Consider the following 20,120-nt stretch of genomic DNA (forward strand, 5'->3'; position numbering starts at 1 on the left):
TGGCGTGCTGGACTGCCCCTCTCCCCGGCCCTCTCCCCGCAAGCGGGGAGAGGGAGAAGAAAAGATGGACCACGCTATCTCCGCCGATACTGCAGTTCAGGCGCAGCTTGACCGGCTATGGAAGCTGTCCCCCGGTGCGGACATCCTTGGCCTCGAGCGAATCACGCTCCTGCTCGACCGGCTCGGCAACCCGCAAGACCGATTGCCCCCGGTGTTCCATGTCGCGGGCACCAACGGCAAGGGATCGACCTGCGCGTTCCTGCGCGCCGCGCTCGAGGCGGCGGGATATACCGTCCACGCCTACACCAGCCCGCATCTCGTCCGCTTCAACGAACGCATCCGCATCGCCGGGCGTCTCGTCGACGACACCCTGCTCGCCGCGCTGCTCGAGGAAGTGCTCGACGCGGGCGGCGACATCGGCGCGAGTTTCTTCGAGGTCACCACCGCCGCGGCGTTCCTCGCCTTTGCGCGCACCCCGGCGGATGCATGCGTGATCGAGGTCGGGCTCGGCGGGCGGCTCGATGCGACCAACGTCATCGCGCACCCGCTCGTCACGGGGATCGCGCAGCTCGGGATCGATCACCAGAGCTTCCTCGGCGATACGGCCGAAGGGATCGCCGGCGAAAAGGCCGGGATCGCCAAGCCCGGCGTCGCGCTCGTCACAATGGCTTATGAGCCCGACAGCGCTGCGCGCGTCGCCTCGGTAGCGATGCAGGCGGCCGCGCATGTCCTTCCGCTCGGCACGGCCTGGCACATGGAAACCGACGCCGCGATGCTCCGCTACGAGGACGCTGGCGGGACGGTCGAAACCCCGCTGCCCGCAATGGCGGGCCCGCATCAGCCGGGCAATCTCGCGCTCGCGATCGCAATGCTCCGCCACCAGACGGTGTTGACGATCCCGACCGACGCCTATGCCGCCGCCGCCCGCGACACACGCTGGCCCGCGCGGATGCAGCGCCTCCATCCGGGGCCGCTGGTCGACCTGCTCCCGCCCGGCAGCCAATTGTGGCTCGACGGCGGGCACAATCCCGCCGCCGCCGGCGCGATCGCGGCGACGCTGCGCGACATCGCCAACCCGGGCGTCGGACGGAGCGAAGTCCATCTCGTGCTCGGGATGCTCGCCAACAAGGATCCCGTTGGACTGCTCGCGCCGTTCGCCGGGATCGCGACGACGGTGCATGCGGTGCCGATCACGCAGCACGAACACCACACCCCCGCCGCCCTCGCAGCGACCGCGCACGCCCTCGGGCTTGCCACCCATACCGCGCCAGACGTCGCCAGCGCGCTGCGCGACATCGCCGAAATCGCGGATCAGGCCGAGCCTCCCATCGTCCTCGTCCTCGGCTCGCTCTACCTTGCGGGCGAAGTGCTCCTGGCAAACGGCGAGTTGCCCGACTGACCGATATTATTGCGATTGACTTGCAATAGCGACTGAAGGAGGATGCCCCCATTCCACGGAGCATCCCCCATGACCGCATATCGCCCGTCCGCCGCCACCCTCCCGGCCGCCCTCCCGCACCTGCTGCCGGAGGATCCCAACGCACGATTGCTGCTCTTCGCCTTTCGCCGGATGGGCGCGCACGGGCTTGGCGATGCGCACGCAGCCCAAACGATGATCGACGGGTTCGGCACTGACTTCCGGCGTCCGTTGACCCTGTTGCGCGCGATGATGGCGGATCTTGCAGACAGCGCGACGTGCGCGATTGCGATTGCGCCGTGCTGCTGCCGCCGGATGACGCATGCCGAACACGCGGTTCTGACAATCCTCTCACGCGCGGAAACGTCTCCCGCTTCCGCGCGGCTGTTACTCGGCGACCTGATCGGGGTGCGCAACCCGGACGGCGTGCTCGCGAGCGTGACCGTGGTGGCGCAGGCGTTTGCCGACGCGGGACGTCCGATCCTCGCCGAATGATGCAGGCAGTGCGCTCCCGCACCCTGCCTGTCGCCTCAGTCCGCCGCGCCATTCTCGGTCGCGCCGATCGACGCGTCGATCAGCCCGGTCCGGCTCATCCACCAGAACAGAAGCACCCCCGGAAACGCCAAAACGGTCGTGAGCAGATAGAAGTTCACATAGCCCATCGAATCGATCAGCCCCCCCGCGGTCGTCCCGGTCACCGCGCGCCCGACGATGCTCGCCGCCGCCGAAATCAGCGCATATTGTGCGGCGGTGAAGCGCGCGTTCGTCAGCGCGGAGAAATAGGCGATCACGGTCACGCCGCCGATCCCGCTCGAAAAATTCTCGAACCCGATCGCGCTGCCCATGCCGAGGTTGGAATGCCCCGCCGCCGCCAGCGCAGCGAAGCTGAGGTTGGAGAGCATCATCAGCACCAGCGACACCAGCACCGACCGCTTGAGACCGAGCCGCGTGTACAGGATGCCGCCAACGAAGATCCCGACCATAAAGGCGAGGAACCCGACCCATACGTCGTAATAGGCGATTTCGTCATTGGTGAAGTGGAGTGAGTCAAAGAGCAGCCGGAAGGTCAGGTTCGCGAGCGTATCGCCAATCTTGTGGATCAGGATGAACAACAGGACGAGCACTGCGCCACGCCGCTGGAAGAATTGGAGGAACGGCCCGAGGATCGAGCTGCCCAGACTCGCCAGCCCGGCGCGCCGTTGTTCGGGCGCGCGACGGTTGGCGGGTTCTCCGCAGATCAGGCCGGCCAGTATCGCGGGCAAGGCGAACGCCGCGCACGCCAGATAGCCGTTCGCCCAGCCGAACCGCGCCGCGACGACCAGCGCGACCGCCCCTGCCCCCGCCGACCCGAGCCGCCAGCCATATTGCGACATGCCCGACCCGACGCCCAACTGGCGCGGTTCGAGCAGTTCGATCCGGTACGCGTCGATCACGATGTCGAAGGTCGCGCCCGCCGCGCCGACGAGGATCGCCGCAACCGCCGTCGCGAAGATGTCCGCCTTCGGGTCGACCAGCGCCAGGTTGACGACCGCAGCGATCACCAGCAGCCCCGCCACGAGCAACCATGACACCCGCTGGCCCAGCGCGCCGATCAGCGGCAGGCGTACGCCATCGACGATCCACGCCCACAGCCATTTGAGATTGTAGACGAGGAACGCGAGGCTGAACGCGGTGACGGTCGACTTGGTGACGCCAGCCTGCGCCAACCGGCTCGTCAGCGTCGCGCCGATCATCGCGAACGGGAAGCCCGAGGAAATCCCCAGCGCCAGCGCCGCCAGCGGGGCCTTTTCGAAATAGGGACGGATGCCATCCGACCAGCTCGCGGCACGCCCGCTCACGCCATCCATTCGTCTCTTGCCCCCACCGCCACAACCACTTCACCATAATCGCTTGCCGAGGCAAGCGACCCTAACGGCTAAATTGCGAAGCGAAAGGGCGCAGCGGGTCAGCGGGACCGATCGTCGCGCTCAGTCGACGTTCGTGAACAAACTCAGCCCATTTGGCATCCGTCTGGGAATCTTGCCGTCGAGCACCGCCTCGAGAGCCGAGATCGCGGCGAGCAGGTCGCGTTGCGCATAGGGTTTGGCGAGGCAACCATTGGCCACCGCGCGACCACCCTGCGGGCATTGACCGGTGACGAACAGAACCGCGATCCCCTTCGCCTTCGCGGCCCGCGCAACGTCGACGCCATTGCCGTCCGCCAGGCTGATATCGACCAGCACCAGATCGATCTCGAGCTCGTTGTCGATCACCGCGATCGCATCGGCGACGCGATCGACCGTCGCGACGATCTCATATTCCGCGTCGCGCAGGAAATGTTCGGTATCGAATGCGACCAACGGCTCGTCCTCGACGAGCAGAAGCTTGCAGATTCGCCGCTTTTTCCGTCCGAACAACATGTTCGGCCCCCCACCTTCTGTCACGCGCCGAAACTGGCAATGTGCGTATCGCCCTCGTTACGCACCCGTAGCTTAACGCTCGGCTACAAGATCGGGCGCAAATCTTTTTGTTCAACACGTGCGCCCGATTTTCGGTATCAGGGCGCGGTGTCAAAATACCGTCCCCCCAAAACCCCCGCACCCGGCGCCACCACCCCCCGCGCCCGCGCCGACGACGAACAACGGATCGCGAAACTGCTCGCGCGCGCAGGCATCGCCTCGCGCCGCGAAGTCGAACGCATGATCGCCGAGGGTCGCGTCGCGCGAAACGGCGTGGTGATCGATACGCCTGCGACGATCCTCGCCTCGCTCGACGGCGTGACGGTCGACGGCAATCCGGTCGCCGCCCCCGCCGACGCGCGGCTGTTCCTGTACCACAAGCCGTCGGGTCTGCTCGTTACCGAGCGCGATCCTGCCGGGCGCCCGACGATCTACGACCGTCTACCGCAGGATCTGCCGCGCCTCGTCCCGGTCGGGCGGCTCGATCTCAATACCGAGGGGCTGTTGCTGCTCACCACCGACGGCGAATTGAAGCGCCAGCTCGAGCTTCCCGCGACCGGCGTCGAACGTGCCTATCGCGCGCGCGCTTATGGCCCGGTGACGCAGGAGCAGCTCGAGGAACTGATCCACGGGATTGAGATCGAAGGCGTCCGTTACGGCTCGATCAACGCCAACCTCGAACGCCGCACCGGCGCGAACGTGTGGATCGAGATGATCCTGACCGAGGGTAAGAACCGTGAAGTCCGCCGCGTCCTCGAATTCCTCGGGCTGCGTGTCTCGCGGCTCATCCGCACGCGCTACGGGCCGTTCCTGCTTGGCGACCTCGCGCCGGGCGACATCGGCGAAGTGCGCGCGCATGACGTCGCCGCATTCCGCAAGGACCCCAAGCGGATCCTGCAACCCGAGCGGATCCGCGGACCGCGCCCCGACCAGCGGCCGACCGCCGAACCGGAAGCCCCGGCCGCCGCACGCCCGGCGCGTACGCCACGCGCGCTGCCGAAGCCGCAACCGGTGCGGATCACCCGCGCGGTCGCGAACACTTCGGATCGCGCCGCCTTTGCCGAGCCGCGCCGCGAAGGCATCGTCGTCGCCAAGGCACCCAAGGTGAAGCGTTTCTATGACGCCAAGCCCAAGGCGGGATCGCCCGCCCCCGCTGCGGCCACCCGTGCTCCGGCGCGCACGCCCGATGGCCGCCCGGCACGCGTGTTCAATCCCGAACTCGGTCGTAACGTCCGTGCCAAGACGCCGCGCGCCACCGGTGGAGCGGGCGCAGCGCCTGCCCGCCCGGGGGCGTCGCGCCCGAATGCGGTGCGACCGACGACCGCTCGGGCCGGGGCCGACGGTGCCACCGCCAGCCGCCCGACCGGGGCTCGCCCGACCGGCGACCGCCAGACTCCACGCCCTGCCAAGCCACGCACACCACGGACCCGTAAATAATGCGCATCATCGCCGGAGAATGGCGCGGCCGCCCGCTCGTCGCCCCAAAGGGAGACGCGACTCGTCCCACCGCAGACCGCGTCCGCGAGGCGTTGTTCTCGATGCTTTCGAGCCGCCTCGGCAGTTTCGAGGACCTCAGCGTGGCGGATCTGTTCGCTGGGTCGGGCGCGCTCGGGCTCGAGGCGCTGTCGCGTGGTGCTGCGTCGTGCATCTTCGTCGAGCAGGACAAGCCAGCGCTGGATGCGTTGCGCACCAATATCGCGAAGCTGTCCGCCAGGGCGGACGTCCGCGCGCAATCGGTGATGGCGCTCGGCCACGCGGTCGCGCCGCTCGACCTGATCCTGATGGACCCGCCCTATGACAGCAATGCGGGCGCGGTCGCGCTCGACAAGCTCGCGCGGCTCGGCTGGGTTGGCGATGCGACGTGGATCAGCATCGAGACCGCCAAGCCCGACCGGGTCGAAGTCGCCGGATTCGTCGAGGACGTCACGCGCGTCCACGGCAAGGCCCGGCTGACGCTGTTGCGGCGGGGCTGACTTGCGACCAGGCTGACGTGTCCGGGTCCGGCGCCGCGACGGCGCGGGCCCGGACCTTGCCTTTTACGGATCACCCTCGATCGATTTGTTTCGAGCGACGTCGATCCGCGCGACCCGTGCCATGCCCGGTATCACGACGTGATCGGAAAGGAAGGGCGTGCGGGGAGCGCTCTGCTGCCGAAATCGATCGAAAGATGGAGGCTGCGACCTACTGTTATCGCAGTATTTTTTACACCTCGCCGGCAATATCGTCGCCGGGCGTTACACCCCGATCCTCGTTAACCATCCAAGTCGTTGAGAGTTCGAAATGGCATGAACTATGCGAGGTACATGGCACTCGGGTATTGAGGGCGTTACTAGCACTTTAGAATGACTTTCCGTTCCGAGTCAATCAGGGAAAGGAAAAGCGATGCGTATGAATAGGACTTTGGGAGTATTGGCGGCCAGTGCGGCGCTGTCACTCGCAGCACCTGCTTTTGCAGCCACCAACTTCTTCACGAATTTTGACTCGATCAACTTCGGTTCCGGCCCTGGCTTCACCACGCGGGAGTCGTACGAGGGCTGGACCGCCGGCCGCAACGGCCTTGAGGTCCAGTATAACAACGTCGCCGGGGCAGCATTTTCGGGGGCGAACCTGGTCGAGCTCGATACGTCCGCCAACAGCTCGATGAGCCGCATGATCGATCCGGGCACGTACGTCCTGCGCTACTGGTATTCGAACCGGCCCGGCGTTCCGGCATCGTCGAACGGGATCAGCGTCCTGCTGAACGAGTCGCCGATCTTCACCACGCCCGGCGGCAACGGTGGCGCGTCGACCAACTGGGTGCTGCAGACCGTCAATTTCGCGGTCACCGCCCCGACCACCCTCACCTTCTCGGCAATCGGCACCAGCGACTCGGTTGGCGGGTATCTCGACAGCATCTCGCTGTCGGCAGTGCCCGAACCCGCGAGCTGGGTGATGATGATCCTCGGCTTCGGAATGCTCGGCGTAGTGCTGCGCCGCCAGCGTCAAGCCAAGCTCCGGGTTACCTACGCCTGACACCATAGGTCGGGGGGAGAAAAGGCCGTCGGCGCATGCGTCGACGGCCTTTTTGCACGTAGGCGTCAGAACACCGCCTTGCCGTCTCCCCCGAGCATGGCTTTGAGCACCAGCGGCAAAGGCGGTCCGCCGTAGCTCAGCAACTGGTCGTGGAACGCCTTCCACCCGGCGCGACCGCCATGCGTCGCGGTCCAGTCGGCGCGCATCTTGCGGATCAGCAGCTTGCCCATCGTATAGTTGAGATACGCCGGATCATAGGTCCCGCGCGCGGACTGCTGCCGGGCATTGCCCTCGTCCTGATAGCATTGCTCGATGAACATCCGGCGGGACTGCTCCTGCGTCATGCCATGCGCGTGAAGCCCGATCGCGGAGAGATAGCGGCAGTCGCGCAGCAGCGCGTTCGACAATTGCCCGACATGCGTCTCCGGGTCGCCCGCATGAAGCCCGGCTTCCCACATCATTTCCTCGGCATAATGCGCCCAGCCCTCGGCGAAGGCGTAGCCAACGAACAGCCGCCCGAACAGCGAGGGCGAGGCATTGGCGTGGCGGAACTGGAGGAAATGCCCCGGCATCACCTCATGCACCGAGGTGAACAGCAGGTCGTTCTTGCCGGGGATGAACCCCTCCTGCTCCGCCTTGCTCCACGACGGGTCCGGCGGGGAGATGTAATAGACCGAGGGGATGCCCTTCTCGAACGGGCCGGGCGGATCGATGTACGCAGAGTTCTGCCGATTGTACGGCGGGCTTTCCTCGACCAGCGCCTGTTCCTGATCCGGGATCGTGACGACGTCGCTCTTGAGCACGAACGCGCGAAGTTCGGGGATCTGCTTGCGCGCCTCGGCGACGGGGTCGTCGTTGACCGGCTTGTTCGCGTTCATCTTCGCCATGCACGCAGGCACGCTCGCGCCGGGCGCGAATTGCGCGCAGGCGGCGATCAGCGCCTGCTGGTTGCGCGCCATGTCCGCCCGCCCCGCCGCCTCGAGCGTCGCGAGCGGCACGTCGACGCCCTCGGTATCGCGCACCATCCGCGAGAATTTGTCCGCGCCGAGCGCGAAGTCCTGCGTCGCCGAGCCGCGCTGGCTCTCGAGCCATGCGCCGAGATCGTGCATCGCCTTGGACGCGGCAGTCGCGGCCTGGCCGAACTCATCCTGCAGCGCGGGGCTTTTGACGTCGGCGAACGCCTTTCTGGCGTCACCGGTGTAATAATCGCCGAACCCGTTGAACGCCGCGACACCGAAATTGATGTAGCTCAGCGGCATCGGCGTCTTGAGGTTCGCGCGGATCTGCGCGGTCGCGGTCGGGATCTTGCGGAGGAACGCGACCATCGCGCGCATCCGCGTCGGCGCATCGGCATAATGCCGCGCGATATAAACGTTCGGGTCGAGCCCCGCGTTGACATACCATGCCGGATTGCGATGCGGGAAATCGGCATCCTCGAGCCAGAACAGCTTCCCCGCCGCGACCGTCACCAGATAGTCGCGTTCGAACGCGTCCTGCTTGCCGAGCCTGGCGGAATCGAACGCCTTCGCCTTGGCGATCGCCTCCCGCAGGAACGCCCCCTGCCGCTTGAGCCCCTCGGGCGACCAGTCCCCCAGGCCGCCGTCGAAATCATGCCGGCCCTGATAGACCGCATCGGCGGGCGACACCTTGAACCAGTCCTCGATGAACGCGTCGCGGAACCGCTTCCAGTCCCCCGTCGGCAAGGGGGCGAGCGCCGCCGTCGCCGTCTTCGGCATCGGCGCCTCGGCGGTGCACGCCGCCATCGCCAGCGCCGCTATCCCGGTAAGCCAGATCTTCCGCATTGCCGCTCCTTCTTGTACGTTCGGTCAGGGGATTCGTTTGCGATGGGAAGCTGGCAGCTTGCGATGACGAGCGCCACCCCGCACGGAACGGCCCCCGCCGCGTATCGTTCTGGTCAAGCAGTTCAACGCCAAGGAGCTTTCCATGCCCTATATCAAAACGCGCGATGGCACCGATCTCTACGTCAAGGACTGGGGCAGCGGCCGCCCCGTCGTCCTGATCCACGGCTGGCCGCTCAATGCCGACAGCTGGGACGCACAGGCGATGGCGCTTGCCGATGCCGGGTTCCGCGCAATCGCCTATGATCGCCGCGGGTTCGGCCGGTCGGGCCAGCCGTGGACCGGCTATGATTACGACACCCTGACCGACGATCTGGCGGACGTGCTGGAGCAGACCGGTGCGGACGATGCGACCATCGTCGGGTTCTCGATGGGCGGCGGCGAAGTCGCGCGCTACATGAGCCGGCATGACGGCAAGGGCGTGGTCGCGGCGGGGCTGATCGCCTCGGTCGTGCCGTACATGCTCCAGACCGACGACAATCCGCACGGCGTTCCCGAGGACAAGCTCGCGAGCATCGGCGAAGGCATCCAGAAGGATCGCTACGGCTTCTTCCAGACCTTCATGAAGCAGTTTCTGGGCGTCGGGTTCATCTCGTCGCCGGTGAGCAGCGAGACGGTCGACTGGGCGTGGTCGCAGACCAATCTGGCCGGGCTCAAGCCGATCCTCGCCTGCGCGCAGTCGTTCGGGCATACCGATTTCCGCCCGGATCTCGCGGCCTTCCGCGTGCCGACGCTGATCGTCCACGGGACGAGCGACCAGACCGTCCCGATCGACGCAACCGCCCGCCGCGCCGCCGAGGGCATCGCGACGTCGCAGCTCGTGGAATATGAAGGCGCGCCGCACGGGCTTACGATTACCGAGAGCGACCGGTTCACGAATGACCTGCTGACGTTTCTGGGGCGGTAAACCGCTTTGTTGCGACTCAGCCCCTCCCCTTCAGGGGAGGGATTGGGGGTGGGGGAGGTCTCACCGAGACTGTCCCTGATGGAGTACGCTGCACGGCCCCACCCCAACCCCTCCCCTGAAGGGGAGGGGCTTTTGCGCATGAACCTTCAACGACTCACCGGCACCTGTCATTCGGGAGGGGGAGTAACCAAACCTAGCCCCTGCTCGCCCCTCCCCTTCAGGGGAGGGGTTGGGGGTGGGGGAGGTCTCACCGAGACTGTCTCTGATGGAGTGCGCTGCACGGCCCCACCCAACCCCTCCCCTGAAGGGGAGGGACTTTTGGGCTAATTCAGCGGAACGATAACCTCGTCCTGATGCACGACGCCAAGATCCTTGCGCGCCAGCTCATCCGCCAGGTCGGGATCGGCATGCCGCGGATCGAGCAATGCGACGCGGTTCTTCAGCTCGGAACGGTTACGATCGAGCAACGCCAGGTGATGTTGCTTGACCGCAAGCTGCCGCTGGATGTCGCCATACGCCAGCACGCCATTCGGCCCGAACACCGCATAGCCCCCGAAAAACAGGCCGACGATCATCAACGCCGCCGGCGCGATCGCGCTGCGGAGCATCATTCGGACGTTGGATCGAGTCTTGGCCACGAGCGCGATTCTCTTACATCGCGACTCGTGGATCAAGCGGTTATTTCCCTAAATCAGACACGCAGCACCGAACGCCCGGCGTAGAGCGCCGCGCCCTCGAGTTCCTCCTCGATGCGGATCAGCTGGTTGTACTTCGCGAGCCGGTCCGACCGCGCGAGGCTGCCGGTCTTGATCTGCCCGCAATTGGTCGCGACCGCGAGATCGGCGATCGTCGAATCCTCGGTCTCGCCCGACCGATGCGACATCACCGCGGTGTAGCCAGCGCGGTTCGCCATCGACACCGCTTCGAGCGTCTCGGTCAGCGTGCCGATCTGGTTGACCTTCACCAGCAGCGAGTTGGCAAGACCATCCTTGATCCCCTGCCCCAGCCGCTTCGGGTTGGTCACGAACAGATCGTCGCCGACCAGCTGGACCGTATCGCCGCACAGATCGGTAAGCGCCTTCCAGCCCTCGAAATCATCCTCGCCCATCCCGTCCTCGATCGAGAAGATCGGGTAGCGCCGCGCAAGATCCGCCAGATACTCGGCCATCTCGTGGCTGCTCAGGCTCTTGCCCTCGCCCGAAATCTCATACTTGCCGTTTTTGTAGAATTCGGTCGCCGCGCAATCGAGCGCGAGCATCACGTCCTCGCCAGGCTTGTACCCGGCGGTTTCGATCGAGCGCAGGATGAACTCGATCGCCTCGTCGTTGGTCGCGATGTTGGGCGCAAAGCCGCCCTCGTCGCCGACCGAGGTCGACAGGCCCTTGGCACTCAGCCCCTTCTTGAGCGTGTGGAAGATCTCCGATCCGCAGCGGACCGCTTCGAGGATCGACGACGCGCCGACCGGCACGATCATGAATTCCTGGAAATCGATCGGGTTGTCGGCATGTTCGCCGCCGTTGATGATGTTCATCATCGGCACCGGCAGGACATGCGCGGCAACCCCGCCGACATAGCGGTACAGCGGAAGGCTGCGCGCATCGGCGGCGGCCTTTGCCACCGCGAGCGACACGCCGAGGATCGCGTTCGCACCCAGGCGGCTCTTGTTGTCGGTGCCGTCGAGCTCGATCATCGTGTGGTCGACGTCGCGCTGGTCTTCGGCTTCGAGCCCGAGCACCGCGTCGGCGATCTCACGGTTGACCGCCTCGACCGCCTGGTCGACGCCCTTGCCGCCCCAGCGGCTCTTGTCGCCGTCGCGCTTCTCGACCGCTTCGTGCGCGCCGGTGGAGGCGCCCGAGGGAACGGCGGCGCGGCCAAAGCTGCCGTCTTCCAGCATCACGTCGACCTCGACCGTCGGGTTGCCCCGGCTGTCGAGGATCGTACGGGCATGAATGTCGATGATTGCGGTCACGGAACGATCCTTCTACCAAATTGGGAATGGCGTCGCGGGTGCCTCTATCGCCTAACCGGTGTGGCCGCAATTCGTGCGCGTCCGATGGAACCCAGCGCGGCCCGGACCGCTTATTGTCGACAAGTAACAATTGGAGGGCATAACAATGGCCACGACTTCAGATTCCCCCACGTGCGAAGACGCACAGGCGACTGCAAACGAGAAGATCAACGCCGCTGCCGGTGCCGCCAAGGAGGCCGCGTCGTCGGCCCGCGACGAAGCCGCGAAGCTGACCAGCGGTGCCGCGCAGCTGTTCAAGGACAGCACCGACAAGCTCGGCAAGGAAGTCGTCGGTCGCGCCAAGACCTATGCCGAGGACGGCAAGGCCCGCGCCGGAACCGCACTCGACGAGGTCGTCAAGATGATCAACGATGCAGCCGGCACCGTCGATGAAAAGCTCGGGTCGCAATACGGCCAGTATGCCCGCACCGCCGCCGACAAGGTCCAGGGTTTCTCGGAAGGCCTGAAGGCGAAGGAACTCGACGACCTGATCGAGGACGCGCGCGGCTTCGTGCAGAAGAGCCCCGCGATCGCGATCGGCACCGCCGCCGCGCTCGGTTTCGTGCTCGTGCGCCTGATCCAGTCGGGTCTCGCCGCCGACAGCGACACCAAGGCCTGATCGCAGCGTGACGGGGACCCGGATGAGCGAAATCCTGAAGAATGCCGGGTCCTCCCCGGCGGACGACACCATCGTGACCTTGCTGTCACGCGTGGTGTCGGACGCCGGCGAGGTCGCGCGGGCCGAGGTGGATCTGCAGAAGGCCAAGGTCTTCTCCAAGGTCTCGGATGCGAAAGGCGGCGTCGTCATGGCGGCGATCGCAGCGGTGCTTGGCCTGCTGGCGCTGATCGGGCTGGTGGTCGGGTTACTGATGATCCTGACGCCGGTCGTCGGGCCGATCTGGGCGACGGTGATCGTGGTCGGCGGGTTGCTGGTACTGGCGGCCATTTTCGCGATGGTTGCGGTGGGCCGCTTCAAGGCGATGTTCGCCGTACCGGGAGCAAACGCATGAGCACCACCGATTCGGTCGCGCTGGCGCAGGCCCGCGCCGATGCCGCCCGGGCGCAACTGGCCGAGACGATCGGCATCCTGCAGAAGCGGGCCAACCCGCAGACGCTGGCCTCTGACGTTGCCGAGAACCTCAAGGTCCGCGGGACCGAGGCGGTGACGACCGCCGTCGAGACTGCCCGAAAGAACCCCGTGGCCACGGGCATCGTGGGCGCGGTGCTTGGGTCATTCCTGGTGGTCGGACCGGTCTCCCGGCTGTTGCGGGGTCGCAAGCCCGCGAAATCAAAACTGAAACGCTGAAGTGAATTTGGGAGACGATGAGATGACTGTAGCCGAAACCCTCCATTCGGGTGCCGCAGCGGTGTCGGACAAGGCCCGCACCGCACTCGATACCGCCCGCGAAACCGCCGGCACCGCAGTCGACACCGTCCGCGAGACCGCGGGCACCGCGTTCGAGACCGCGCGCGAGGCGTCCGGCAAGGCGATCGAGACGACGACTCACGCCGCGCAGGACTTCTCGGCACGCGCGATCGCGCTGGCTGAAGCCAACCCGTTGAGCGTGCTCGTCGGCGGTCTTGCGGTCGGGATGCTGACCGGTTCGCTGCTGCCGCGCACCGATCGCGAAGCGCAGTTGCTCGCCCCGGTCGGGCGGCGGCTGAGCCTGACGGCGCATGGCGCGGTCGATGCGGCGAAGGAGACCGCACGGTCCGAATTCGCCGGACTTGGGCTGTCGCGCAACGCCGCAAAGGATCAGGTCGGCAAGCTGCTCGGCAACGTCATCACCGCGCTGACCGCGGCGGGGACGGCAGCGGTTACCGCGAAGGCCGGTGGCACCGACGCCGCCGCCACGCCTGAGCCTGCCGCACCACAGGCATCGACCAAAACGGGGTCCGCTACCAATTAATCGCGGATGACAGGTTCCCGAAGCGGCAGCGCGTGCCTATGAGAAGCGCGACCCTGCTGTCTTCGGGAACCCAATACCATGAGCAAACTGCACCTAGTCTTCGGCGGCCGCGTCCGTGATCCGCGCGGAGTCGACTTCGTCGATACCGCCTCGATCGAAATCGTCGGCGTCTATCCAGATTATGCGAGCGCCGAAAAGGCGTGGCGCGCGGCGGCGCAGCGTACGGTCGATGATGCCGAGATGAAGTTCGTGGTGGTGCATCTGCACCGTCTGCTCGAGCCCGATCTGCTCAAGCCGGGCACCGCTGCCTGAACCAAAAAAAGGCCCGCCCTGCATCTGCACGGCGGGCCTTTTTGTTAGATGAATTCGATCTTCGAGACGACGTAGTAGCGGTCGCCCGACGGAACGGTGACTTCGACCTCGTCATCGAGCTTCCGCCCGATCAGCGCGCGACCGAGCGGCGAGTTGTACGAGATGCGGCCGCCCTTGGCGTTCGCCTCGGTCTGGCCGACGATCTGGTAGGTGACGGGCTTGTCGTCCTCGTCCATCAGCGTGACGGTCGCGCCGAACACGACCTTGTCGCCCGACAGTTCGAGCGGATCGATGACCTGCGCACGCGCAAGCTTGTCCTCGATATCGCTGATCGACGCTTCGATCTGGCCCTGACGCTCCTTGGCGGCGTGATATTCGGCGTTTTCCGAAAGGTCGCCATGCGCGCGCGCCTCTTCGATCGCATCCACGATCGTCGGGCGTTCCGCCTTCAGCCGTTTCAGGTCTGCATTCAGCGTTTCATAGCCTTCCTGCAGCATCGGCATCTTTTCGACGGTAGCCATCCCTTAAACCCTTTGTCTTCGAACAATCCCTTATCAAGCGAACCCTCCTAGGAGGGCGCGCCCGCACTGTTTCAATATGTCGGGATCAATGGTGCGAAGAGGAATAATAGGATTGTAACGGTCGCACTTCAAGACTGCGCGTCGAAAGCGCGACGATTGCCTGTGCTGCCTCGACGCTCGCGGGTGCCGTCGTGAAGTAGGGGATCTTCAATTGCAGCGCGGAGGCGCGGATCGGCTGCGAGTCCTTGAGGCTCTGCCAGCCCTCGGTCGTGTTGAAGATCAACGCGATACCGCCATCCTTGATCCGGTCGACGATATGCGGCCGCCCCTGCGCGACCTTGTTGACCCGCTCGACCGGCACACCCTGCCCCGCGAGGTAATCCGCGGTGCCGCCGGTCGCGACGATCGTGAAGCCATGCCCGGCAAGCGCACGCACGCCCGGCAGGATCACCGGCTTGTCGGTATCCTTGACGCTGACGAACACCGCGCCCGCCTTGGGCAGGATCGTCCCCGCGCCGAGCTGCGACTTGGCGAAGGCGAGCGTGAAATCGGGGTCGATCCCCATCACTTCGCCCGTGCTCTTCATTTCGGGTGACAGCACCGGATCGACCCCGGGGAAGCGGTTGAACGGGAACACCGCTTCCTTGACCGCATAATAATCGATGTGCCGATCTATCACGGGCAGGTTGGCGAGCTTTTCCCCCGCCATCACGCGCGCGGCGATCTTGGCGATCGGTGCGCCGATCGCCTTGGCGACGAACGGCACGGTGCGGCTGGCGCGCGGGTTGACCTCGATGAGATAGACCTGCCCGCCCTTGACCGCGAACTGGATGTTCATGAGGCCCACCACCGACAGCGCCTTGGCGAGCGCGGCGGTCTGCTTCTCGATCTCTTCGATGATCGCGGGCGTCAGGCTGTACGGCGGGATCGAGCAGGCGCTGTCGCCCGAATGGACGCCGGCTTCCTCGATATGCTGGAGCACGCCCGCGACGACGACATCGGTGCCGTCCGAAATGGCGTCGACATCGACCTCGATCGCATCGCGCAGATACTGGTCGATCAGCACCGGTGAGTCGCCCGACACCTGGACCGCGGTCTGGATGTAATTGTCGAGCTGGAGCGGCCCGTCGACGATCTCCATCGCGCGCCCGCCGAGCACGTAGCTCGGGCGCATCAACACGGGGTAGCCGATCCGCTCGGCGACCGCGATCGCCTCGTCGCGGCTGCGCGCGATGCCGTTGGCGGGCTGAAGCAGGCCGAGCTTGTTAATGAGGGCCGCGAACCGTTCGCGGTCCTCCGCCAGGTCGATCGCGTCGGGCGAGGTGCCGAGGATCGGGATGCCTGCGTCCTGGAGCGCCTGCGCGAGGTTGAGCGGGGTCTGCCCGCCGAACTGGACGATCACGCCGACCAGCGTGCCGTTCTGCTGCTCGACGTGGAGGATTTCGAGCACGTCCTCCGCGGTCAGCGGCTCAAAGTACAGGCGGTCGGACGTGTCATAGTCGGTCGACACCGTCTCGGGGTTGCAGTTGACCATGATCGTCTCATAGCCCGCATCCGCGAGCGCGAAGCACGCATGGCAGCAGCAGTAATCGAACTCGATCCCCTGTCCGATCCGGTTCGGCCCGCCACCGAGGATGACGATCTTGCGCCGGTCGGTCGGCTGGCTCTCGCACTCGGGCTCTCCGAAGCTCGGGGCTTCGTAGGTCGAGTACATGTACGGCGTCTTGGCGTTGAATTCCGCCGCGCAGGTGTCGATCCGCTTGAACACCGGACGGACGCCCAGACGATGCCGCAGAGCGCGCACTTCGGCCTCGGTCACGCCACCGGTCATCGCGACGATCGCGTCGTGCACCAGCCCCGACCCGCGCGCGATACCACGTGCGTTACCGCGCAAATTCGCTGATTTCAGAGCAAGATAAGCGAGACGCTTGTCACTGAATCCCATCGACTTCAAACGCCGCATCCCGGGCCCGTCGATCGGCAGACCGTTGGCGCAGATCTGCTCCTCGGCCGCGACGATCTCGGCGATCCGCTCGAGGAACCACGGGTCGTATTTCGCCAGCGCATGCACCTCGGCGACGGTGAAGCCCTCGCGGAGCGCCTGGGCTGCAACCAGCAACCGGTCCGGCGTTGCGAGCGCGAGCGCGGCCTCGATCTCGGCGCGCGGTGCGCCTTCGAGGCGGTCGATCATGTTGAAGCCGGACAGGCCGGTCTCGAGCCCGCGGAGCGCCTTCTGGAGGCTTTCATGGATGTTGCGGCCGATCGCCATGACTTCGCCGACCGACTTCATCGCGGTCGACAGCACGGCTTCGGCGCCCTTGAACTTCTCGAACGCGAAACGCGGGATCTTGGTCACGACGTAATCGATCGTCGGCTCGAACGACGCAGGGGTAGCCCCGGTGATGTCGTTCATGATCTCGTCGAGCGTATAGCCGACCGCCAGCTTGGCGGCGACCTTGGCGATCGGGAAGCCGGTCGCCTTGGACGCGAGCGCCGAGGAGCGCGACACGCGCGGGTTCATCTCGATCACGATCAGGCGCCCGTCCTTGGGATTGACCGCGAACTGGACGTTCGACCCGCCCGTCTCGACGCCGATCTCGCGCAGGCACGCGATGCTCGCGTTGCGCATGATCTGATATTCCTTGTCGGTCAGCGTCAGCGCAGGCGCGACGGTGATCGAGTCGCCCGTATGGACGCCCATCGGATCGATATTCTCGATCGAGCAGATGATGATGGCATTGTCGGCGCGGTCGCGCACGACTTCCATCTCATATTCCTTCCAGCCGATCAGCGATTCCTCGATCAGCACCTCGGTCGTCGGCGAAGCGTCGAGCCCCGAGCGTACGATCGTTTCGAATTCCTCGCGATTGTACGCGATCCCGCCGCCGGTGCCGCCCATCGTGAAGCTCGGCCGGATGATCGAAGGAAGTCCAGTCCGCTCAAGCACTTCGAACGCTTCGGTGAGGCTGTGTGCGATCCCAGAACGCGCGCTTTCGAGACCGATCTTGGTCATCGCGTCGCGGAACTTCATCCGGTCCTCGGCCTTGTCGATCGCCTCGGCATCCGCCCCGATCATCTCGACGCCGTATTTCTCGAGCGTACCGTCGTTGAACAGCGCCAGCGCTGTGTTGAGCGCGGTCTGCCCGCCCATCGTCGGCAGAATCGCGTCGGGACGCTCCTTCTCGATGATCTTCGCGACGATCTCGGGCGTGATCGGCTCGATATAGGTCGCGTCCGCCAGCTCGGGATCGGTCATGATCGTGGCGGGGTTCGAGTTCACCAGGATGATGCGATAGCCATCTTCCTTGAGCGCCTTGATCGCCTGCGTGCCCGAATAATCGAACTCGCACGCCTGCCCGATGACGATCGGCCCCGCGCCGACGACGAGGATCGAGGAGATGTCGGTACGTTTTGGCATTAGTGTGCTTGTCCGGTTTCTTCGGTGTCGTCCGCGTCGTCATCGGTGCCGTCCTCGGACGTGCAGCCCCAGCCGTCATATTCGACGCCGTACGCGAGTTCGATCTGGACGCACTTGCGCGTCAGCGCGCGGATCGAGGCTTCGTCGGCGGCTTGCTCGCAGCCGAGGAACAGGCACATCTCGCCTTCCTCATCCTCTTCGCGCTCGATCACTTCGAAGCCGAGGTCCTCGGCATCCGCCTCGAGCTTGTCGAGCGCCGCGTCGTCGCCGCGGAAGCTGACGTCGACCGGACGAACGAGATGCGCGATGTCGCCGCTTTCCTTGAGGCTGGCGAGCACGTCCTTGTCGGCGGCCCACTCTTCTTCGAGCCGGGCTTGCGGGACTTCTGGGAGGTTCATCATGCCGGTGCTTTCAGGGATGAGACGAATTTTGCGAACAGATACAGGCTGTCCTGCGGGCCGGGGCTCGCTTCGGGGTGATATTGCACGCTGAACGCGGGGCGGTCGGTGAGTTCGATCCCGGCGTTGGAGCCGTCGAACAGCGAGACGTGCGTTTCGCGGGCGGTCGGCGGGAGCGTGGCGCGTTCGACCGAGAAGCCGTGGTTCATCGAGGTGATTTCCACCGCGCCGTCGCTGAGGCGCTGGACCGGGTGGTTGGCGCCGCGGTGGCCCTGGAACATCTTGGTCGTGCTCGCGCCGACCGCGAGCGCGAGGAGCTGGTGGCCGAGGCAGATGCCGAACAGCGGCTTGCCGGTGTCGAGCAGCTGCTGGATCACGGGCACGGCATATTCGCCAGTCGCGGCGGGGTCGCCCGGGCCGTTCGACAGGAAGATGCCGTCGGGGGAGAGTGCAATGATGTCGTCGAAGCTCGCCTGCGCGGGGACGACCGAGACGTCCGCGCCGGCGGCGACGAGGTTGCGGAAGATGTTGCGCTTCGAGCCGTAATCGATCGCAACGACATGCGGCCGCGTCTTCTGAAGCCCCTCCCCTTCAGGGGAGGGGTTTGGGGTGGGGCTGTCGTGTGAAATCGCGGGGTCGGTGGGCTGCACGGCCCCACCCCCGGCCCCTCCCCTGAAGGGGAGGGGGGAAGAGGTGTCATAGCCTTTGCCGAGCTTCCACGTGCCGCCGGCGGTTTCGGCACCCCAGCCATAATGCATCTCGGTGCTGACCCCGAGCGCGAGGTCCATGCCCTCGAGCCCCGGCCACGCACGCGCCATGTCGAGCAGCTGGGCGACGTCGAACACGCCATCCGCCGCATGCGCGATCACGCCGTTGGGCGCGCCGCCGCTACGGATCCGGCGCGTCAGCGCGCGCGTATCGACGCCGGACAGGCCGATTCGCCCGTGCTTCGCCATCCACGCATCGAGTCGCTCGGTGCTGCGGAAATTGCTCGGTTCGGTCACGTCCTCGCGCACGATCATGCCGAGCGCGTGGGGATCATCCGCCTCGATATCGTCCGCATTCGCGCCGACGTTGCCGATATGCGGGAAGGTGAAGGTGATCATCTGGCCCGCAAAGCTCGGGTCGGTCATGATTTCCTGATAGCCGGTCATCGCGGTGTGGAAGCAGACTTCGCCGACGGCGGCACCTTCCGCGCCGAACCCCCTGCCCCATACGATCTCGCCAGTGGATAGCACCAGAACGCCGGTGGCTCCGTCGGGCGCAGTCATGGGATTGGCGTCGGCCATTGCGGCGGGCACTCCGTTTTTCGTTTCGATGTCGCTAAGCGCCGGGAGCTAGAGGGGGATGGGCAGTGCGTCAATCGGATAAACCCGCTACCCTCCTGCCCCAGCAAAAGGACGACACATGATTCGAGACGACATCAAGGCTGCATTGATCACCGCGATGAAGGGCGGCGACAAGGCGGGCACCGCAACCCTCCGGCTGGTGCAGTCGTCGATCAAGAATCGCGACATCGAGGCACGCGCGCCGCAGTCGCGCGAGGGCAAGGCGCCGGACGACGACAATGTGCTCGTGGTCGAGGTGCTGCAGAAGATGATCAAGCAGCGCCGCGAGTCGATCGAGATGTACGTCAAGGGCGGGCGCCAGGAGCTGGCGGATGCGGAGAGCGCGGAAATCGCGGTGATCGAGCAGTTCCTGCCCGCACAGCTCGATGAGGCGCAGACCGCGGCGGCGATCGAGGCGATCAAGACCGAGCTTGGCGCGAGCGGCATGAAGGACATGGGCCGCGTGATGGCGGAGCTGAAGGCGCGCCATGCGAGCGAGATCGACATGAGCAAGGCGAGCGCTGCGGTGAAGGCTGCGCTGACGTAACCGGGGGTAGCGCGGGGTTCTCGACTTCGCTCGAACCGAACGGGG

General features: G+C 65.8%; 21 protein-coding genes. 12 read left to right on the plus strand and 9 right to left on the minus strand.

Annotated features, from left to right (window positions below; translation table 11 throughout):
* The first annotated feature begins 64 nt into the window (after window positions 1-64).
* Window positions 65-1,399, plus strand: coding sequence for a bifunctional folylpolyglutamate synthase/dihydrofolate synthase (locus RH91_RS15875; protein ID WP_010163937.1), 1,335 nt, complete (start codon window positions 65-67; stop codon window positions 1,397-1,399).
* A gap of 69 nt (window positions 1,400-1,468) precedes the next feature.
* Window positions 1,469-1,912 (plus strand): DUF6628 family protein, encoded by a 444-nt coding sequence (locus tag RH91_RS15880; protein ID WP_010163938.1) that lies wholly within the window; start codon window positions 1,469-1,471, stop codon window positions 1,910-1,912.
* A gap of 35 nt (window positions 1,913-1,947) precedes the next feature.
* Here the strand turns inward: RH91_RS15880 and RH91_RS15885 are convergent, their stop codons facing one another.
* Together RH91_RS15885 and RH91_RS15890 are read right to left on the minus strand one after the other, a co-directional pair.
* Complete coding sequence (locus RH91_RS15885) at window positions 1,948-3,264, minus strand: AmpG family muropeptide MFS transporter (RefSeq protein WP_010163939.1); 1,317 nt, start codon at window positions 3,262-3,264, stop codon at window positions 1,948-1,950.
* A 120-nt stretch (window positions 3,265-3,384) separates the two neighbouring features.
* Window positions 3,385-3,816 carry a response regulator gene (locus RH91_RS15890; RefSeq protein WP_010163940.1) on the minus strand — a complete coding sequence of 144 codons (432 nt, stop codon included), beginning with the start codon at window positions 3,814-3,816 and terminating at the stop codon, window positions 3,385-3,387.
* 147 nt (window positions 3,817-3,963) lie between these two features.
* Here RH91_RS15890 and RH91_RS15895 point away from each other — a divergent pair, with 147 nt between their 5' ends.
* From RH91_RS15895 to RH91_RS15905, 3 genes are all read left to right on the plus strand, one after another.
* Window positions 3,964-5,292 carry a pseudouridine synthase gene (locus RH91_RS15895; RefSeq protein WP_010163941.1) on the plus strand — a complete coding sequence of 443 codons (1,329 nt, stop codon included), beginning with the start codon at window positions 3,964-3,966 and terminating at the stop codon, window positions 5,290-5,292.
* Window positions 5,292-5,828, plus strand: coding sequence for a 16S rRNA (guanine(966)-N(2))-methyltransferase RsmD (rsmD, locus tag RH91_RS15900; RefSeq protein WP_010163942.1), 537 nt, complete (start codon window positions 5,292-5,294; stop codon window positions 5,826-5,828). Before RH91_RS15895 ends, rsmD begins: the two co-directional genes overlap by 1 nt.
* A 409-nt stretch (window positions 5,829-6,237) precedes the next feature.
* A complete protein-coding gene (locus RH91_RS15905; protein ID WP_232283536.1) occupies window positions 6,238-6,867 on the plus strand; it encodes a PEPxxWA-CTERM sorting domain-containing protein in 630 nt (209 codons plus the stop codon).
* Window positions 6,868-6,932: 65 nt separating this feature from the next.
* Here RH91_RS15905 and RH91_RS15910 read toward each other — a convergent pair whose 3' ends face one another.
* A complete protein-coding gene (locus RH91_RS15910) occupies window positions 6,933-8,669 on the minus strand; it encodes a DUF885 domain-containing protein (RefSeq protein ID WP_010163945.1) in 1,737 nt (578 codons plus the stop codon).
* A gap of 142 nt (window positions 8,670-8,811) precedes the next feature.
* Between RH91_RS15910 and RH91_RS15915 the strand changes: the two genes are divergently transcribed.
* A complete protein-coding gene (locus RH91_RS15915; protein WP_010163947.1) occupies window positions 8,812-9,633 on the plus strand; it encodes an alpha/beta fold hydrolase in 822 nt (273 codons plus the stop codon).
* Between the two features lie 323 nt (window positions 9,634-9,956).
* Here RH91_RS15915 and RH91_RS15920 read toward each other — a convergent pair whose 3' ends face one another.
* Together RH91_RS15920 and eno are read right to left on the minus strand one after the other, a co-directional pair.
* Window positions 9,957-10,244, minus strand: a complete 288-nt coding sequence (locus tag RH91_RS15920; protein ID WP_010163949.1) for an FtsB family cell division protein — start codon at window positions 10,242-10,244, stop codon at window positions 9,957-9,959.
* Between the two features lie 80 nt (window positions 10,245-10,324).
* Window positions 10,325-11,602, minus strand: a complete 1,278-nt coding sequence (gene eno, locus RH91_RS15925; protein WP_010163950.1) for a phosphopyruvate hydratase — start codon at window positions 11,600-11,602, stop codon at window positions 10,325-10,327.
* A gap of 145 nt (window positions 11,603-11,747) precedes the next feature.
* On the opposite strand from eno, the gene RH91_RS15930 reads away from it, so the two are divergent.
* From RH91_RS15930 to RH91_RS15950, 5 genes are all read left to right on the plus strand, one after another.
* Window positions 11,748-12,260 (plus strand): hypothetical protein, encoded by a 513-nt coding sequence (locus RH91_RS15930; RefSeq protein WP_010163951.1) that lies wholly within the window; start codon window positions 11,748-11,750, stop codon window positions 12,258-12,260.
* 22 nt (window positions 12,261-12,282) lie between these two features.
* Window positions 12,283-12,651, plus strand: a complete 369-nt coding sequence (locus RH91_RS15935) for a phage holin family protein (RefSeq protein ID WP_010163952.1) — start codon at window positions 12,283-12,285, stop codon at window positions 12,649-12,651.
* Window positions 12,648-12,947 carry a DUF3618 domain-containing protein gene (locus RH91_RS15940; RefSeq protein WP_010163953.1) on the plus strand — a complete coding sequence of 100 codons (300 nt, stop codon included), beginning with the start codon at window positions 12,648-12,650 and terminating at the stop codon, window positions 12,945-12,947. The genes RH91_RS15935 and RH91_RS15940 overlap by 4 nt, the downstream gene beginning before the upstream one ends.
* A gap of 22 nt (window positions 12,948-12,969) precedes the next feature.
* Window positions 12,970-13,551: a hypothetical protein gene (locus tag RH91_RS15945; RefSeq protein WP_010163954.1), complete on the plus strand. Its 582-nt coding sequence runs from the start codon at window positions 12,970-12,972 to the stop codon at window positions 13,549-13,551.
* 78 nt (window positions 13,552-13,629) lie between these two features.
* The gene (locus tag RH91_RS15950) at window positions 13,630-13,863 is read left to right on the plus strand and encodes a DUF4170 domain-containing protein (RefSeq protein WP_010163956.1); all 234 of its coding nucleotides are present in this window, start codon (window positions 13,630-13,632) and stop codon (window positions 13,861-13,863) included.
* 44 nt (window positions 13,864-13,907) lie between these two features.
* On the opposite strand, the gene greA is transcribed toward RH91_RS15950, so the two are convergent.
* The 4 genes from greA to carA all read right to left on the minus strand — a co-directional run bounded on the left by greA (window position 13,908) and on the right by carA (window position 19,489).
* Window positions 13,908-14,384: a transcription elongation factor GreA gene (gene greA, locus RH91_RS15955; protein ID WP_010163958.1), complete on the minus strand. Its 477-nt coding sequence runs from the start codon at window positions 14,382-14,384 to the stop codon at window positions 13,908-13,910.
* Between the two features lie 85 nt (window positions 14,385-14,469).
* A complete protein-coding gene (gene carB / locus RH91_RS15960; RefSeq protein ID WP_010163961.1) occupies window positions 14,470-17,802 on the minus strand; it encodes a carbamoyl-phosphate synthase large subunit in 3,333 nt (1,110 codons plus the stop codon).
* The gene (locus tag RH91_RS15965) at window positions 17,802-18,200 is read right to left on the minus strand and encodes a ribonuclease E inhibitor RraB (RefSeq protein ID WP_010163962.1); all 399 of its coding nucleotides are present in this window, start codon (window positions 18,198-18,200) and stop codon (window positions 17,802-17,804) included. Before RH91_RS15965 ends, carB begins: the two co-directional genes overlap by 1 nt.
* Window positions 18,200-19,489: a glutamine-hydrolyzing carbamoyl-phosphate synthase small subunit gene (carA, locus tag RH91_RS15970; protein ID WP_010163963.1), complete on the minus strand. Its 1,290-nt coding sequence runs from the start codon at window positions 19,487-19,489 to the stop codon at window positions 18,200-18,202. The genes RH91_RS15965 and carA overlap by 1 nt, the downstream gene beginning before the upstream one ends.
* Before the next feature lie 118 nt (window positions 19,490-19,607).
* On the opposite strand from carA, the gene RH91_RS15975 reads away from it, so the two are divergent.
* Complete coding sequence (locus tag RH91_RS15975) at window positions 19,608-20,075, plus strand: GatB/YqeY domain-containing protein (RefSeq protein WP_029623968.1); 468 nt, start codon at window positions 19,608-19,610, stop codon at window positions 20,073-20,075.
* Window positions 20,076-20,120 lie beyond the last annotated feature (45 nt).

Origin of the sequence: Sphingomonas sp. PAMC 26617, from assembly GCF_000242835.1 — a bacterium.
Taxonomy (GTDB): domain Bacteria; phylum Pseudomonadota; class Alphaproteobacteria; order Sphingomonadales; family Sphingomonadaceae; genus Sphingomonas.